Annotated in this window: 11 protein-coding genes; 7 read left to right on the forward strand and 4 right to left on the reverse strand. The window is 39.1% G+C overall.

Features of this window, described 5'->3' with window-relative positions; translation table 11 throughout:
- From hflX to ACFI34_RS03930, 5 genes are all read left to right on the forward strand, one after another.
- Nucleotides 1-1,290 (forward strand): ribosome rescue GTPase HflX, encoded by a 1,290-nt coding sequence (gene hflX / locus ACFI34_RS03910; RefSeq protein WP_010556689.1) that lies wholly within the window; start codon nt 1-3, stop codon nt 1,288-1,290.
- Between the two features lie 100 nt (nt 1,291-1,390).
- Entirely contained in the window at nt 1,391-2,551 is a 1,161-nt protein-coding gene (hflK, locus tag ACFI34_RS03915) for an FtsH protease activity modulator HflK (protein WP_006791239.1), read from the forward strand.
- A gap of 14 nt (nt 2,552-2,565) precedes the next feature.
- On the forward strand, nt 2,566-3,444 hold the full coding sequence (gene hflC, locus ACFI34_RS03920) for a protease modulator HflC (RefSeq protein WP_462672478.1): 879 nt from the start codon (nt 2,566-2,568) through the stop codon (nt 3,442-3,444).
- A gap of 211 nt (nt 3,445-3,655) precedes the next feature.
- The gene (locus ACFI34_RS03925) at nt 3,656-4,969 is read left to right on the forward strand and encodes an adenylosuccinate synthase (RefSeq protein ID WP_462672479.1); all 1,314 of its coding nucleotides are present in this window, start codon (nt 3,656-3,658) and stop codon (nt 4,967-4,969) included.
- 110 nt (nt 4,970-5,079) lie between these two features.
- Complete coding sequence (locus tag ACFI34_RS03930; RefSeq protein WP_462672480.1) at nt 5,080-5,718, forward strand: tetratricopeptide repeat protein; 639 nt, start codon at nt 5,080-5,082, stop codon at nt 5,716-5,718.
- 100 nt (nt 5,719-5,818) lie between these two features.
- Here ACFI34_RS03930 and ACFI34_RS03935 read toward each other — a convergent pair whose 3' ends face one another.
- On the reverse strand, nt 5,819-7,660 hold the full coding sequence (locus ACFI34_RS03935) for a cation:proton antiporter (protein ID WP_462672481.1): 1,842 nt from the start codon (nt 7,658-7,660) through the stop codon (nt 5,819-5,821).
- 831 nt (nt 7,661-8,491) lie between these two features.
- Between ACFI34_RS03935 and proB the strand changes: the two genes are divergently transcribed.
- Both proB and ACFI34_RS03945 read left to right on the forward strand, forming a co-directional pair.
- Complete coding sequence (gene proB, locus ACFI34_RS03940) at nt 8,492-9,598, forward strand: glutamate 5-kinase (RefSeq protein WP_462672482.1); 1,107 nt, start codon at nt 8,492-8,494, stop codon at nt 9,596-9,598.
- Nucleotides 9,595-10,842 (forward strand): glutamate-5-semialdehyde dehydrogenase, encoded by a 1,248-nt coding sequence (locus ACFI34_RS03945; RefSeq protein WP_008128245.1) that lies wholly within the window; start codon nt 9,595-9,597, stop codon nt 10,840-10,842. Before proB ends, ACFI34_RS03945 begins: the two co-directional genes overlap by 4 nt.
- A gap of 60 nt (nt 10,843-10,902) precedes the next feature.
- On the opposite strand, the gene ACFI34_RS03950 is transcribed toward ACFI34_RS03945, so the two are convergent.
- From ACFI34_RS03950 to ACFI34_RS03960, 3 genes are all read right to left on the reverse strand, one after another.
- Nucleotides 10,903-13,110 (reverse strand): two-component system response regulator, encoded by a 2,208-nt coding sequence (locus ACFI34_RS03950; RefSeq protein WP_462672483.1) that lies wholly within the window; start codon nt 13,108-13,110, stop codon nt 10,903-10,905.
- A gap of 70 nt (nt 13,111-13,180) precedes the next feature.
- Nucleotides 13,181-16,045, reverse strand: a complete 2,865-nt coding sequence (locus ACFI34_RS03955) for an ATP-binding protein (RefSeq protein ID WP_462672484.1) — start codon at nt 16,043-16,045, stop codon at nt 13,181-13,183.
- Entirely contained in the window at nt 16,045-17,307 is a 1,263-nt protein-coding gene (locus ACFI34_RS03960; RefSeq protein ID WP_462672485.1) for an ABC transporter substrate-binding protein, read from the reverse strand. The genes ACFI34_RS03955 and ACFI34_RS03960 overlap by 1 nt, the downstream gene beginning before the upstream one ends.
- Nucleotides 17,308-17,330 lie beyond the last annotated feature (23 nt).

A 17,330-nucleotide genomic window follows, 5' to 3' on the forward strand; every position in this document is an offset into this window, starting at 1 on the left:
TTGTTTGACCGCTATGAATCCGGCGAACAGGCAATTTTAGTTCATATCGACTTACCTAAAGAAGGGGATCGTGAAGATCTTCATGAATTAGAGATGTTGGTATCTTCTGCTGGTGTTAGTAGTTTGGCGGTTGTGCAAGGCAGCCGTCAAGCACCACATCCGAAACTATTCGTCGGTACCGGTAAAGCAGAAGAAATAGCTGAGATTGTCAAAATCCACAATGCAGATGTCGTTATTTTTAATCATCAACTCAGACCGTCACAAGAACGCAACTTAGAGCGCGTTTGTCAGTGCCGTGTGCTTGATAGAACGACCCTTATTCTTGATATTTTTGCCCAACGTGCACGTACCCATGAGGGTAAATTGCAGGTTGAATTGGCACAACTACGTCATATGTCTACTCGGCTGATCCGAGGTTGGACTCACCTTGAGCGTCAAAAGGGTGGTATTGGTCTACGTGGACCTGGTGAAACTCAATTAGAGACCGATAGGCGTTTACTGCGCGTACGTATTCAAAGTATTCGTGCACGACTACAAAAAGTGGCAGTCCAGCGTGAGCAGGGTAGACGCGCGCGTAACCGTAATGAAATTCCAACGGTGTCGTTAGTGGGTTACACTAATGCGGGTAAATCTACATTATTTAATCGTATTACAGATTCTGAGGTTTATGCTGCCGATCAGCTTTTTGCGACGCTTGACCCAACACTGCGTAAACTGGAGTTGGGTGATGTTGGTCAGGTGATTTTAGCCGATACCGTGGGTTTTATCCGTCATTTGCCTCACGATTTAGTGGCTGCATTTAAAGCAACATTGACCGAAACACGTGAAGCCGATTTACAGTTACACGTAATAGATGCTGCTGATTCGCGAATTAAAGAAAATATTGAACAAGTGCAATCGGTGCTTAAAGAAATTGAGGCCGATGACGTTCCACAACTATTAATTTATAATAAAATTGATGCGCTTGATAATGTTGCTCCGCGTATTGATCGAGATAGTGAAGGTCAACCTATAAGAGTATGGTTGTCTGCACAAACGGGTGAAGGGTGCGAATTACTAAGCGAAGCCATTAGCGAGTTGCTTGCTAAAAAAATGTTTAGTGAAACGCTTTTATTAACCCCTTTATACGGGCGTTTAAGGGCTTCACTTTTTAGCTTAAATGCGGTGCATGAAGAGCGATTTGATGAACAAGGCAATTGGCTACTAGATGTAAGAATGCCAATGGTTGAATGGAATCGCTTAATTAAAGAATTTGGTCCTGAAATTGTTGGTTTTATCAACCGAGATTAAAAATTGACGTTTAAATGTCGGTTTTTGTATGAGAAACGCAGTAGATTTGATAGATTTAACACAATTTCCTAATTTATTTAGATAACAATGGAGTATAGCTATGGCCTGGAATGAACCGGGTAATAATGGCAATGACAAAGATCCGTGGAACAATAAAGGCGGACGTGATCAAGGCCCACCTGATTTAGACGAGGTGTTCCGTAAGTTTAGTAACAAGTTCGGCGGCTTATTTGGCGGTAAAAAATCCGGCAATGGAAGCGGTGGCGGACTTGGCGGAGCCGGTATTTCATTTATCCTCATTATCGCCGCTATTGTGTGGGCGTTAAGTGGTATTTATACGGTTAAAGAAGCTGAACGTGGTGTTGTTTTGCAGTTTGGGAAATATGACCGAATTGCTGAACCAGGCCTGCGTTGGAAAATGACGTTTATTGAAACGGTTATCCCAGTTGATATCGAAGCCGTTCGTTCACTGTCGGCGTCTGGCTTTATGCTTACTGAAGATGAAAACGTGGTAAGTGTTGAGTTTCAGGTGCAATACCGTGTTATTGACCCATACCTTTACAAGTTTAGCGTAACGAATGCTGATAGCAGCTTAGAAGAAGCGTTAGACAGTGCACTGCGTTATGTTGTAGGTCATGCAAAAATGGACCAAGTTTTAACGAACGGCCGTGAAGAAGTGCGTCAAAACACATGGGATGAGCTTAACAAGGTAATCGAACCATACAATCTTGGTTTAATTGTTACTGATGTTAACTTTAAAGATTCTCGCCCACCTACTGAAGTTAAAGATGCGTTTGATGATGCGATTGCAGCACAAGAAGATGAAGAGCGTTTCATTCGTGAAGCAGAAGCGTATGCGCGTGAAATTGAACCGCGTGCACGTGGTCAAGTAACACGTATGACGCAAGAAGCTGAAGGTTACCAAGAGCGCATTACATTAGAAGCACAAGGTGAGGTTGCTCGTTTTGAGAAACTATTACCGGAGTATCTAGCGGCTAAAGAAGTAACCCGCGAACGTTTATACATTGATGCAATGGAAGAAGTGTTAGGCAGTAGTTCTAAGGTGTTAGTTGATGTGAAGGGTGGTAATAACATGATGTACTTACCTCTTGATAAAATCATGGAAAAGCAAGGCACAGCAACACGTGTTGCACTACCAAGCTCAAGTGACATTCAAGATTTAAGAAATAAAGTAAATACATCACGCAATAGCACCGTTAATAGCAGCAATGACCGCTTCAACAACGATCGCTTTAACTAGGGGAGATAAGCATAATGAAAAATTTTAGTTTAGTAATACTACTAGTTGCCATTGTGATGTCTTTCTCATCGGTATTTGTTGTACCTGAAGGGCAAAAAGCAATTGTGCTACTGTTTAGTAAAGTACAAAAAGATAACGATGATCAAGCGGTTGTTTATGGCCCGGGCTTGCATTTGAAAGTCCCATTTTTCAGCCAAGTACGTCGTATTGATGCACGTATTCAAACGCTAGATGGAACGCCAGATCGTTTTGTTACAAGTGAGAAGAAAGACTTAATTGTTGATTCGTTTGTTAAATGGCGTGTTAACGACTTTAGTGCTTTTTACTTACGTGCCCGTGGCGACAAGCAATATGCTGAAACGTTACTTGAGCAAAAGGTTAATAACGGACTTCGTACAAACTTTGGTACACGCACAATTCGTGAAATTGTATCGGGTGAGCGTAGTGAACTTATGGAAGAGGCGTTAGTTCAAGCATCTGAAAGTGCCCGTGAGTTAGGTATTGAAGTGCTAGACGTACGTGTTAAGCAAATTAACTTGCCTCAAGAAGTAAGTAGTTCGATTTATCAACGTATGCGTGCTGAGCGTACTGCCGTTGCTAAAGAGCACCGCTCTGAAGGTCAGGAAAAAGCGGAGACTATTCGCGCTAGCGTTGACCGTCGAGTGACAGTTATGCTTGCAGACGCTGAACGTAACTCACGATCAGTGCGTGGTCAAGGTGATGCAGATGCTGCCGCTATTTACGCAAATGCATATAATAAAGATCCAGAGTTTTTTAGCTTTGTACGTTCTTTAGAAGCGTATAAGAAAACATTTAAAAGTAAGCAAGACGTGATGGTGCTTTCACCAGACAGTGACTTCTTCCAATATATGAAAGGCGCTAAAGCGCAGTAGACTATATTTGTACTTTTAAAATTTAAAGCCCCGCACTTGCGGGGCTTTTTGTTTAATACAATCTACAACTTTAAATCACTGTTATATATGTGGTTATTTAACCATATTTTAATTTAATATTTCTTCGCAGAAAAAATAAGCTGAACAGGGGTGATCTTTACTTGGGTTTTCTGGTAAAATCTCGACCTAATTTTCTCTAAGTGAATTTACAATGGGTAAAAACGTTGTTGTATTAGGCACCCAATGGGGTGACGAAGGTAAGGGTAAGGTAGTTGACCTCCTTACGGACAAAGCATCTTTAGTAGTTCGTTATCAAGGTGGCCACAATGCAGGTCATACTTTAGTTATCGAAGGTAAAAAGACGGTTCTACACCTTATTCCATCGGGTGTATTACGTGACAATGTTAAATGTGTGATTGGTAATGGTGTTGTTTTATCACCAGAAGCGCTAATGAAAGAAATTGGCATGCTTGAAGAGCGTGGCGTACCAGTACGCGAACGTCTTTTAATAAGTGAAGCATGTCCGCTAATTTTGCCTTTCCATGTTGCATTAGATGTAGCCCGCGAAACAGCCCGTGGCGACAAGCCAATTGGCACAACTGGCCGTGGCATTGGTCCTGCGTACGAAGATAAAGTCGCACGTCGCGGTTTACGCGTAGGTGACTTATTTAATCCTGAATTATTTGCAGCTAAACTAAAGGAAGTGCTTGAGTACCATAACTTCACGCTAGTTAATTACTACAAAGTAGACGCTGTAGATTTCCAAAAAACGTTTGATGATGCAATGGCTGTTGCAGATATCTTAAAAGCAATGGTTGTAGATGTAACTGAGCTTTTAGACCAAGCACGTTTAGCAGGTGAGCACATTTTATTTGAAGGTGCACAAGGTACATTACTTGATATTGATCACGGTACTTATCCTTATGTAACTTCGTCAAACACGACCGCTGGTGGCGTTGCAACTGGTGCTGGTTTTGGTCCATTAAACCTTGACTACGTGTTAGGTATTATCAAAGCGTACACAACACGTGTTGGTTCGGGCCCTTTCCCTACAGAGCTTTACGATGGTCTTGATAAGCAAGACCCAGTTGGTAAGCACTTAGGTGACAAAGGTCATGAGTTTGGCGCTACAACAGGTCGTCTTCGTCGTACTGGTTGGTTAGATGCAGTGGCAATGCGCCGTGCAGTTCAAATTAACAGTATTTCAGGTTTTTGTTTAACTAAGCTTGATGTTTTAGATGGCTTAGAAACATTGAAAATCTGTACTGGTTACCAGCTTGAAGATGGCACTGTTACAAACGTAACACCATTAGCTGCTGAAGGTTACGAGAAAGTAACACCAGTATATGAAGAGATGCCGGGTTGGTCTGAAAATACAGTGGGTGTAACTTCACTTGAAGGCTTACCGAAAGCTGCAATTGATTACATCAAGCGTATTGAAGAAATCACTGGTGTTCCAATTGATATTATTTCTACAGGTCCAGACCGCGTAGAAACGATGGTACTTCGCAACCCGTTTGCTTAATAACCATAAATATAAAAAAGCTGCTAAATGCAGCTTTTTTTGTGTCTAAAATTCACCTTGGAACGATCTTTGTATATTATTTAGTAAGATAATTTTTGTACGTGGTCAACATGCGCCTATTTTTAAAAAGTTCGTTATTAACTATACCCTTAGTGTCAGCGTCTTTATTTATATCTTTCAATGCGTTAGCAGATGAATCGCCTGCCGCAGTACCGCTATACACTGAATCAGAGCTTATCGCGTTAATAAATAAAAATGTGCATTTACAGCGTGTAAAGGCAGATGATTGCCAGTTGGTACAAGATATTGAAGCGCGAGCCAATAAAATGGCATTGCCATCTTATCAATTTTTATATGGCGATATGCTTGCTTATAATGTGTGTGTTGAGCGAAATGTAGAGCTAGGTGTGTATTACATGAGAAAGTCTGCTGAGCAAGGCTTAGCGGCAGCGCTTGAGCAATTAGGTCGCTATTACGATACTGGAAGGCTAGTTCAGCAAGATAAAGCCATGGCTATTACGTATTTACGTGAAGCTTCTGCACAAGGTAACTTAAAAGCGCAGTTGCGTTTAGTGAAGTTGTTTAATGATGGGTACGGTAGCCCACGGGATTTTGAAGATGCATATCGCTGGTTGTTTAATGCAATGGTAGCAGATAAAGCAACGCATAAAAAAATTGAAAACGCCCTAACTAAGCTTGCGCAAAAAATGCCTGATAGTGTAGTAGAGCGTGCTCGGTTACCTTTGTAATGCTAATTAAGAATAAACTTTAATTAAGCGAGTTACTGTAAATTTAGTAAAAAGCCCTAATCAAATTAGGGCTTTTTTGTGAGCATTATTTTAATTAACTTTATTCTTTGTCTTTAGGTTGTGGGTCTTTTAATAACGACATTTTTGGAGGGTGCAGTGCAACAATACGCTCACCTTCTTGAGGTGGTTTATCCATATTAATTGTGAATGGTGTTACTTTAGCTGGTGTATCGTCATCGTTGTCTTTATCTCCTTTAAGAATAAATAAAGGGATAGCCTCAGGGTTCATTTCTAAGTATTGCTCCCAGCTAAACTCATCTGAAATACGTGTAGCACTTACTTTTCCGCCCTTAGCAATGACACTGCTTAAGCGAGCGTAAGAACCTTCATCCCCAAATAAGATTTGACGTGATAAAAATGTCGCACTGTCTTTGTTGGCTTTAGCGTGTGTTGTTGATGAGCGTAGCGAAAACACGTTTTTTTCATTGAGTAAATGTGAAAAATACTGTACACCTAACGCATTGTGATGCCTGTTTGGTGAAAGCGCTAAAACACTTCGGATAGTTGTAAGCGGTAAGTATCGTTCAGCATGTTCTGATTGCGGATTACCATAATAGCAAGGTAAGCCATCCATACGTGCCATTTTGCAGTTTTCCCAGGCAGGATCTGAAAGGTGGACAGGAATATTTTGCTCTTTTAAACCTCGCCCTATTGCACGTGACACATGGTTAGCCCCTATGATTAATATAGTATTAGGCGATGGTTGGCGCACACCGAGTAGCTTTGCCACAGGTATAGCCGTTAGGCTTTGTAGTACCACAGTAATAATAATAACGGTAAATATAAGAGGGACTATTTTTTCTGCATCAGCCACACCCGCTTCCATCATACTAAGCGCAAACACCGAGCCAACTGCTGCGGCTACAATCCCCCTTGGCGCAATCCAGGCAAGTACTAAGCGAGATTTGATTGGTAGGTCGGTACCAAAAGTAGAGAGAGCAATACATAAAGGGCGTGCTACGAATAACACAATCGCTAAAAATATAAATACATCACTGTCTAACATCATTAAGTCGGAAAGCTGCAAACGAGCGGCGAGTAAGATAAAAAGTGTTGATATAAGAATCATCGACAAGTCTTCTTTAAACTCTAAAACAGAGTCTATTTCTAGGTCATCTTGATTCGCAAGCCAAATACCAAATACCGTTACTGCCAGTAAGCCTGACTCATGGCTTAAGTAGTTTGATACAGAAAAACTAATTAATACTAGCGCTAAAATACCAAACTTATGTAATTCAAATGGCAACCACTCTCGGCGCATTAATTGAGTTGTAACCCAGCCTGCTGCTACCCCTATTGTTAGACCAACTCCAACAGTTTTAACTAAAGCAATAACCGTATGGCTTAATACTTCTCCTTGCCCAACAAGCATTACAGCTTCAAAAACCAGTACAGCAAACAATGCCCCGATAGGGTCAATAACAATCCCTTCCCAGCGTAGAATGCGGTCTATGTCTTGTGTGGGGCGCATGGAGTTTAGTAAAGGCGCTATTACTGTCGGGCCTGTTACCACAAGCACTGCGCCGAGCACAGCAGCAACCCGCCAATTGAGCTCAAGTAACCAATAGGCACTTAAACTAATTACAACACAGGTTGCAATCATACCAATGGAGCATAGGTTTCTGACTACTTTACCAATTCCCTTTAACTCCCTAAAGTGAAGGGTAAGGGCGCCTTCAAATAAAATAACAGCCACACTTAATGATACGACAGGGAAGAGTAAGTCGCCTAAAAGTGCATCAGGGTCTAAAACACCACTAAATGGCCCAAGTAACAGGCCAGTGAGCAATAAAAAAAGAATAGCGGGTACTCTAAATGCCCAGGCTACCCATTGGGCAAGCACAGAGCAAAGTGCGATACCGGCTATGTAAATTGCTGACATAGATTAAGAATTCCTTATTATGATTTTATTTAAAGTATAACGTTATTAATTGTTATTAAAGGGGTATACACGGGAAAATCAACTATTACTAATTAATTTTAGCCGTTTATAAAATATTAGTACGTATTAATTATGGTTAGCGTAGCTAAATATTTTATAAATTATCAATAATCTTTGCTATCTCATTGTTTTAAAGTTAAAAATCTCTAATTTTAAATGTTTTATAATGTGGTCGTTTGAATTTTAGCCTTGATCTTACCCTCTTATTTAGCGTATTATACTTCGAGTTCGAATAATTAGGTATCTAATTAAATTATTTAGGAAATAAATTTACCGTTAATGTTACGGTCATATTTACTAGATATAATCGTTATTTAGAAGCTAGTTTAGTATTTGAACATCAAAAATATAATTTATTCGATTACTTGATACGGTTTATCTCAGCTATATAAAGTTTGAGTTGAATTGATATCTTTCAATGTTTAATCCCCATCGTGGCGGTTAAATCTCGGTCCTATAGTCTTCACCCTATCTGTTGGTGTACCAGACTTTAGAGGCTCTATGTATGTTGTTAATAGAAAAGCCACCAAGGCTTTTTACAGCGATGCATAAACAACACTTTTTAAACTTTCTTATAGGCACTACTTTCATAGCAAGGTATCTGCTTTTTTATATCTGAGCTTAAATTTAAAACATTACTTTTAGATTTCGGCTTTCTTGTGTGCGTTTAAAAGTGTTGCCAAAAACACAAATTCGAAGCTGCATTTACGGGTAGCTATTTAGTTTAGCTCATTAACACTGAGCACAGATAAAATGGAAAGTAGAAGACTTATGCAAAAGTTAAATTGGCGACGCATTGTATTAAAAGTAGGTAGTGCACTAATTGCACCAGATCAAGACGGTTGTCGTTCTCGTTACATACTTACTATCGCACAGTTTATTGTTCGTTGTCGTGCTCGCGGCATTGAAGTAATTTTAGTTTCATCAGGTTCGGTTGCAGCGGGCTCGCATCTATTTCCATCAGACCAGCCTCGTTCAGTTGTATTGAAAAAGGCAATGGCCGCAGCGGGTCAAACTGAAATGATTGCTATGTGGGACCGCTTCTTTGATTTTCCATCAGCTCAGCTTTTGTTAACTCATGGTGACTTGCGTGACCGTGAACGCTATCAGAGCATTCGTGAAACCGTATTCACATTATTAGAGCATGGTGTTTTACCTATTATTAATGAAAACGATGCGGTAACCACCGACGACCTAAAAGTAGGTGATAACGATAATCTATCAGCCATGGTTGCAGCAGCGGCTGATGCAGACGCTTTACTCATTTTTTCTGATGTTGATGGTTTATACGATAAAAATCCGAATCTTCATGACGATGCTGTTTTATTACCTGAAATAAAATCAATTGATGACTCTATTTATGCCATGGCAGGATGTGCTACAAGTGCAGTAGGTACCGGCGGAATGAAAACTAAGATTGAGGCCGCAGAAAAGGCAACATCGCATGGTATTGCAACGTATATTATAAATGGTTTTAAAGAAGAGACATTTAATCGTTTACTAGCGGGCGAAAATCCAGGCACTATATTTTTACCATACGAAAAACCGATGCAAGACTCGGTGCACTGGATGACACATACTGCAAATGAGCAGGGTGAAGTTGTGGTTGATGGATCGTTTGATGAGTCAATTGAAGGTGAAACAGGCATTATTCGCGGCGATGAAATTGTTGAAGTACATGGTGAGTTTGCAATTGGTGACACCATACTCGTTAGAAGTGAAGATGGTACGCGTTTAGCTAAAGCGACCGCAAATTATAGTAGTTGTTTGTTGAATTTTATTGCAGACAATGAACAAAGTGAATTTAGTGAAAAGATGCAGGACTCTATTGGTCCTGTCATTTCAGAAAAAGATATCGCATTATTGGAGAAGTCATGAGTTTAATTACGGATATTTCGCGTCAAGCAGCTAAAGCTGCAAACACACTTGCTTTACTCGACACCGAGACAAAAAATCAAGTACTAACTGAGATGGCTGCGGCATTAAGAGAGCAAAAAGCATTTATAATTCAAGAAAATGAAAGTGATTTAAGCGCTGCTCGCGACAACAACCTACCCGCGGCAATGGTTGATCGCTTAACCCTGAACGATGAACGCATTGAATCGATGGCTGAAGGCATCGAAGTGATAGTGAGCCTTGATGATCCAGTGGGTCAACTTCGTGAAATCACCGAACGACCTAATGGCATAAAAATTCGTAAGATGCGCGTACCATTAGGTGTTGTTTGTATGATTTATGAAGCACGTCCTAATGTTACAGCTGATGCCGGTGCTTTGTGCTTTAAATCAGGTAATGGCGTTATTTTACGCGGTGGTAAAGAGGCGCTTAAAAGCTCACAAGCGATTGCCAGTGTAATGCACAGTGTACTTGAAAAGCACAACTTACCAGTTTCATTAATCTCGGTTATTCCAGATCCTGATCGTGCACTTCTTATGGAGTTGATGCAGCAGCGTGATAGCATCGATTTAATCATTCCTCGCGGCGGTGAAGGGTTGATTAACTTTGTTACCGAGAACAGTACCATTCCTGTTATTCAGCATTACAAAGGCGTATGTCATTTGTATGTCGATAAAGACGCAGACCTAGAGGTTGCGATTAATTTATTACTTAATGGTAAAACACAACGAACGGGTGTATGTAATGCACTTGAAGGTTTGGTTGTACATGAAGATATCGCAGATGAGTTCCTAAATTTATGTGCGGTAGTACTTCGTCAAGAAGGTGTAAAGATCAATGCTGATAGCTTTGCTGCCAAATACTTCGATAATGCAACTGTTTTAGCTGATGATGAGTTTGGTGAAGAATACCTAGATTTAGAAATCGCGATACGCGTAGTACCTACATTTTCAGCCGCTGTTGAGCATATTGCTCAATTTGGCTCAAATCACACAGAAGTGATTTGTACTAAAAACCAAGCCGCAGCTGAGTTATTTCAACGTAGTGTAGATGCGTCAGTTGTGATGGTGAATGCATCGTCTCGTTTTTCTGATGGTTCACAGTTAGGATTGGGTGCAGAGATAGGCATTGCTACATCTAAGCTTCATGCGTATGGTCCTATGGGGCTTGAATCACTCACAACAGAAAAATATTTAGTGAATGGCGAAGGCCAAGTTCGCGAATAAATTTTATATTAATTTTACAAAAGCCGAGCATAGCTCGGCTTTTTTTATTTTTGATAAAAATCATTTTAATTTAGCTAGCCAATCGTTTACCGGCTCAGGTTTATGCAAGTGATAACCCTGTAGTATCACCTCCGGGTATTCCTGTAGTAAATCGAAGTGTGATTGGTTTTCGACACCCTCTGCAACAACGTCTAATTCAAATAAACGTCCCAAACTCACAATCATATCTATTATTAGTTTGTCATTTTTATTTGTTGGCGCTTCGAGCACAAAAGAACGGTCTATTTTAAGCTCTTGAATTGGTAATTGCTTTAAATATGTGAGGCTTGAATAGCCAGTTCCAAAATCATCAATTGATACTTTTACACCCAACTTTTTGAGGTTATGCACAGCTTCAATAGCAGAGTCCATATTATTTAGTAGCGTACCTTCAATAATCTCTATAGTGAGTTGCGACGCAATAACATTATTAATTGTTAGCTGTTCAACTAAAAAGGCTAAAAAGCGTGGCTCATGGAAATGTCGACCACTTATGTTTATTGATAAACTTAAGTGAGGGTGTGTTTGATTAATCTTAGCTAATGTTTTTAAAGCATTTTCACATACCCAGCAGTCTAAGTCATAAATAACGTCAGACTCTTCTGCAATAGAAATAAACTCACTGGGGCTAATAAAGCCTTTCGTTGTGTGTTTCCAACGAAGTAAAACCTCAGCTCCTTTTAAAATTTGATTACTATCATATTGGGACTGTAAATGAAGTGATAACTCGTTATAAGCGATTGCTTTACGTAGGTCTTGCTCAATTTCAAAACGTCTTTTTGCTTGTTCACCAAATGAGGTGTCAAAAAATGTAACTCGGTTACCCCCTTTCTCTTTTGCTTTATAGCAGGCAGCTTCACAGTTTCTGATAGTCTCAATAGCGCTTTCCCATTGCCCATGTTGCGGGAATATATACATACCAATACTTACTGTTAGGCTAACCTCTTGCAAATCAACAAAAAAAGGTAGCCTTACGGATGTGAGAATTTCTTGTGCTTTTTTCTCTGCAATAATTTGAGCCCTTGCTCTGCCAATGCCTTTATCTAGGACTGACAACGTTGCAAAGGCATCGCTTCCCAAGCGAGCAATAATATCACTATTATCAGTATTTTCATGGATACGCTTAGTTAGTTCTTTTAGGACATGGTCACCGGCTAGCAGGCCCATTCCATCATTAAACGAGTGAAACCCATCTACATCGATAATAAAAATATAGGCAAAATTTTTGTCAGTGGAACAGCTTTGTAATTGCTGCTCTAACTGCTTTAAGAAGCTGTTACGATTAGGTAGTGCGGTTAATTCGTCATGCCAAGTTAAGTAATCTATTCGCTCCTGAGTCACTTTTAGGCTTGATATATCGCTAAACACACCGATGTAGTGATCGTTGGTATCGTGTTCATTTTTTACAAGGCTTAACGTTAGCAGTTCAGGATATAACTCACCACTTTTGCGTCGGGTAACTAACTCACCACTCCAGTAGCCAGCTTCACTTGCGTGTTGCCATACTTGGTCAAAGTTTAAATTTGGCTGATTATTTTGTTTGACATCGTGAATATGCATATTCAACGAATCAGCTTCATCGTAACCCGTGATGCGGCAAAAAGAAGGATTAACCGCGATTATTTTGCCAGCACTGTTAGTTATCACAACACCGTCAGCTGTACTCGTTAGTGCGTGAAAAAAGAGTTGATGTTTAGATGATAGTTGTTTTAATTCTTTTTCTCTAACATCCAGCTCCATTGCTAAAGATTCTATTTCAAGCAGCTTGTCATGTAGGTCAAAGTTTTTCTCTATTAATCGGTCTAGCATACCTTGTGCTGTTATATGTGTACGAATGCGAGCTCTGACCAAGGCTAATTTATAAGGCTTGTGAATATAATCTATGGCGCCCATAGCAAAGCCTTTTTCTTCAGACTCTTCTTCTGTAAGCGCCGTAACAAAGATGATGGGAATGCCTTTTGTTTTGGGTTTCCCTTTTAGTATAGTGCACACTTCATAACCATTCATTCCCGGCATCATTATGTCGAGTAAAATTAAATCTGGGCGGGTAGACTCAATAAACGTAAGTGCTTGCTCTCCACTTGTCGATATTCGAACATCGTAGTCGGTTGAAAGTCCTTCTACCAAAACATGTAAGTTACTTGGTTCGTCATCAACAATTAGAATTAAAGGTTTTTGTCGCAGCGCTTTTTGTTCACTTTTATTTGTGGTGGAATAAGTTAAATGCACTATTAATCCTTTTTACATAGTATTTAAGCTCTGTATCGCTCAATCATTAATGCTCTGTATCGCTCAATCATTAATGCTTTGTGTCTGCTTTATATGTTTCAATAATCGAAATTACAGACGGGTAGTCGAAATTATTAATCGCCTCTATTAATTTAGATAAACCGTGTTCAGTATCATAACTATTCGCTTCTAAATGCCTTTTTAGGTCGTTTGGAATAGGACGAGACGCTAATGCTAGTGAGTGAATCTCATTTATCACTACCAGCTCATCTTCAATATTATGTTGTTTCGGCTCTATTTTTTCCAAATTGAGTGTCGCTAATAATTCTTTAATAGAGAAAAGCGTTGCTGCCAAATTTTCTTTTAATAAATCTATATTAAGCGATTTTTCCTCAATGATTGCTTTTTCAGTCTCTAATGCACATTTTTGCAGCTTTTCTAGTCCTAATGTACCCGCTAACCCCTTCAGTGTATGAACCGTTCGCTTTAAAGTAGCAAAATCATTATTGTTTATTAATAAATCAGTCTTCTCTGAAAAATCATTATTACCATCTATAAACCGAGTAAGCAAGGTCACTAATAAGGTTTCATTATTATCAACGTTTTGCTTTGCTTTTACTAAATTTATTGTTTGCAAATTATCTCTACTTTTTAGGTGTTTATCTAAGTTTTCGTAAAGTGCGTCAAATACAATGGGTTTAACCAAAAAGTCATCCATACCTGCATCAGCGGCTGCTTTTCTATCTCTGGGCTCTACAGCAGCACTTAAAGCAATAATAGGCATATTGTAGCCTTTAGCTCTTAGTTGTTTAGTGGCTTCAAGGCCGTCCATATGGGGCATTTGTATATCCATAAATACAATATCAAAATGTTGAGCCGATACTTTATCTATAGCGTCTAGCCCATCGTTTGCAATTGTTGTATTAAGGTCAAATTTACCTAGCATTACAGAGGTTATTTCTTGGTTAAGTTTGTTATCGTCCACAACAAGTGCTTTATAATCGGTTAGTTTTGGCAGGGCTACCTTTGCAGGTAAAGGGTTCTTTTTGCCAGTAGAGTCATTAATTAATTGCTGTTCTGCAATGGTGAATGGAAGAGTAAATAAAAACTCACTTCCTTTGCCAAGTTCGCTTTTTACTTGTATGTCACCACCTAACAATTTGGTTAACTGTTTGCTAATCGTTAGGCCAAGTCCTGTGCCTCCGTACTTTCTTGTTGTACTCGAGTCGCCTTGAGCAAATGATTCAAACACCCTATCAGATTGGGCTTGCGTCATACCAATTCCAGTATCGCTAATACTAAAGCGCAACTGTACTTTGTTTTCTTTTTGAAAAATGACTTCTATGGTTAATGACACCTCACCTTTATCGGTAAACTTAATGGCATTACCAATGCAATTATTAATTATTTGATTTAGCTGTATAGGATCGCCCAACAGAGTCAAATGCCTGTCGGCATGCACTACACAATTTAAAGCTAGTCCTTTTTGTTGTGCATTAATCAAAAATAAATCTTCAACGTTAGATACGATTGTATCGAGTGTAAAAGGAATTTTCTCAAGTTTGACGTTATCAGAATCGAGTTTTGAAAAGTCTAAAATATTGTTTAAAACTTGCAGCAGGCTTTGCGCACTAGAAAACGCTTTTTTAGCATATTGATCCTGCTTTTCAGGCATATCGCTTGTTTGTAGCAGCTGAAGCATGCCCAATATGCCGTTCATAGGAGTGCGAAGTTCATGGCTCATATTGGCTACAAAATCTATTTTTGTTTTATTTGCTCTGTTTGTTTCCTCTATTGCTTGAGTAAGCTCTGTATTCATGGCCTCCATTTTTACATTTAAAGCGCGTGTTTCATCAAGTAATTGCTTCGTTTCCTCACTTTTTAAATAAAGCGTATTAGCTGCTTTTAACACAGATGCAATTTCGGTTAGCTTTGCATGCTTATTTTTTAGTTTAATAGGTTCACCTTCATTCATACTATTAAGTAACAGGGTAAGCTGTGAAATAGGCTTGATAACAAAGGTAAAAATAAAATAACAAAGGAGTAAAAGGATAATTAAAATTAAAAGGGTAAACAGGCTGCTTTGCTTAGTTTTTTTTGTCAATTCGCTATTGAATTGTAATTTAGTCAATTTTAACTTTTCTTCTTCAGCGCTTTTAATTTTATTAGATAGGTATAAAAGTTCGTTTTCGATCCCTGTAAGCACTACATTTACAGAGTACGTATAACTGCGAGTTAGAAGTATTAGTTGGTTATGTGTTTTTTTTAAATTAATTGTTTTATCAAGCAAAGAGTTATTAACAGCCGACATACGGTTAATTTTTGTGTGCAGAAACTCTAGATTTTGCTTCACATTTTGAGCTTCATCAAAATTAGGTTTATACAGGTAGCTGACAGCTGCATGCTTAAGGTTACTAATGGTTAGTAAAATATCATTGTAGAGAATTTTTTTATCATTATTTGATACTGACTCAAGTGCCATTACCTGTTTTTGTAGCTCTTCAATGGGAAGCTTAAATCCAGATAAGTATATTTGCTCGCGCTTTTGTCTATTAACAACTACTTTTTCAAATGTTGTTTCATAGTTTTTTAGGTGCTCGCTGAGGCGGGCAAACATATTTTTATATTCAGGGGTTTTGTCTAGAGTGATAAATGTTAATTGCTCTAAATGAATATTTGCTTGGTCTAAATATGTTTTAAACTTAGTGATATTATTTTTGTTAGCTTTATCAATAAATGCAACGGCATGGCTTTGTAAGGCCATTACATCTCTTTCTAGCTTTACGACAGCTTCACTTTTACTAATTGCATTGTCTTGAATGTTTTGTAGGTTGGTTAACGACTCTTGCAAGTGATTAAATAAATAACTTTGTAAAAGAAGCAGTCCAGCTAGTACCGCTAAGGTCGCAATTATTTTTGATTTAATAGAGCGCATTATCGACTTATTAACTCATACCACTTTTGTAAGCTGTAGTCGTAGGTTGGCATAACGGTATTCCATACTGCAACGTTACTGAATCGTTTAGTGTAACTTCCACCATTTCTTTGTTCGCCTTTTCTAACCGCAATATTACCATTTGTTTCTAGTAAATCAGTGTTTGCGATTTTGCCGTCATACCAATAGTCCCATTCATCCTGTGAAAGTAATGGTTTAGAGCGTTGTGGGTTACTTATGTAGTAGCCTTGGCGAGCAATAAACGCACCTGGCCAGCCAGATAACCACCAATTCATATAATCGTAAGAAGCGTCTTTTACACTATCATGCGTTTGTGACGACAAGCACATTACGCCATGCCAGCCCCTGTAACCTTCTTTAGGAGCAGCAAAACGCACATTTATGCCTTGACCATTTAGCGCAGATACCGCAGGAGAAAACATGCTTTCAATATGAACGCGTTCTTCTTTCATATACTGAACAGATTCAGGCACTGAGTTCCAATAACCGCTAAAGTGGCCTTGGCGTTTATAGTCGAGTAGTACCTTAAATAAGTTATCCAATTCAATACGAGTCATTGCCCCTATATTGTTAATTTTAACAAGCCCTTTAGCTTTAGCAGCAAGCGCTAAGTCAAATAAACCAATAGTTGGTGCGTTTACAATACCTACTTTTCCCCTATGCTGCTCATCTAATAACCATCCCCAGCTTTCTGTTTCATAGGCAATGCCAGGTTTAATAAATTTAGTGTTATAACCAAAGGAGTCTACGTTGTGAACGTAGGGTAAAAAGCTTATTAAGTCGCTTTCTTGCTCACTGAGTGTACCATCGGGTTGTACATTTAATATTTTGAAGGGAGCGTCACCTGCACCAATATTGGCATCTTCTGATAACTTTCCTGTTTTTGTAAGGCTATTTATTTCGTTAAAATAAGTAAGGCGTTTTTTTTCTATGGGTTGTATTGAGCCTGCATTCCACAACACATTAATACTGTTTGACCACTGCTCGTATAAATCAAATGAACTAGGGTCCATTGAGGCTCTTTGCAAAACTGCAGCACTGCCAGCGGGCGTAAATTCAATATTAATGCCTAAATCACTCATGGCTTGCTTACGAATTGCGTCCTGTAAGGTTACATGTGTGCCAAGCACTCTTATTGTGACCTTGTTACGAGCAAAAACATAAGGAACATGGGTTATAGCGCCTGCAGTTAAGCCTATAGCTGCAAGTTTTTTAAGTGTTGAGCGTTTTGGAGAGTCCATGATTTACCTAAGGCATTAATAGA

The sequence above is a fragment of the Pseudoalteromonas sp. PSi26 genome (assembly GCF_054960575.1).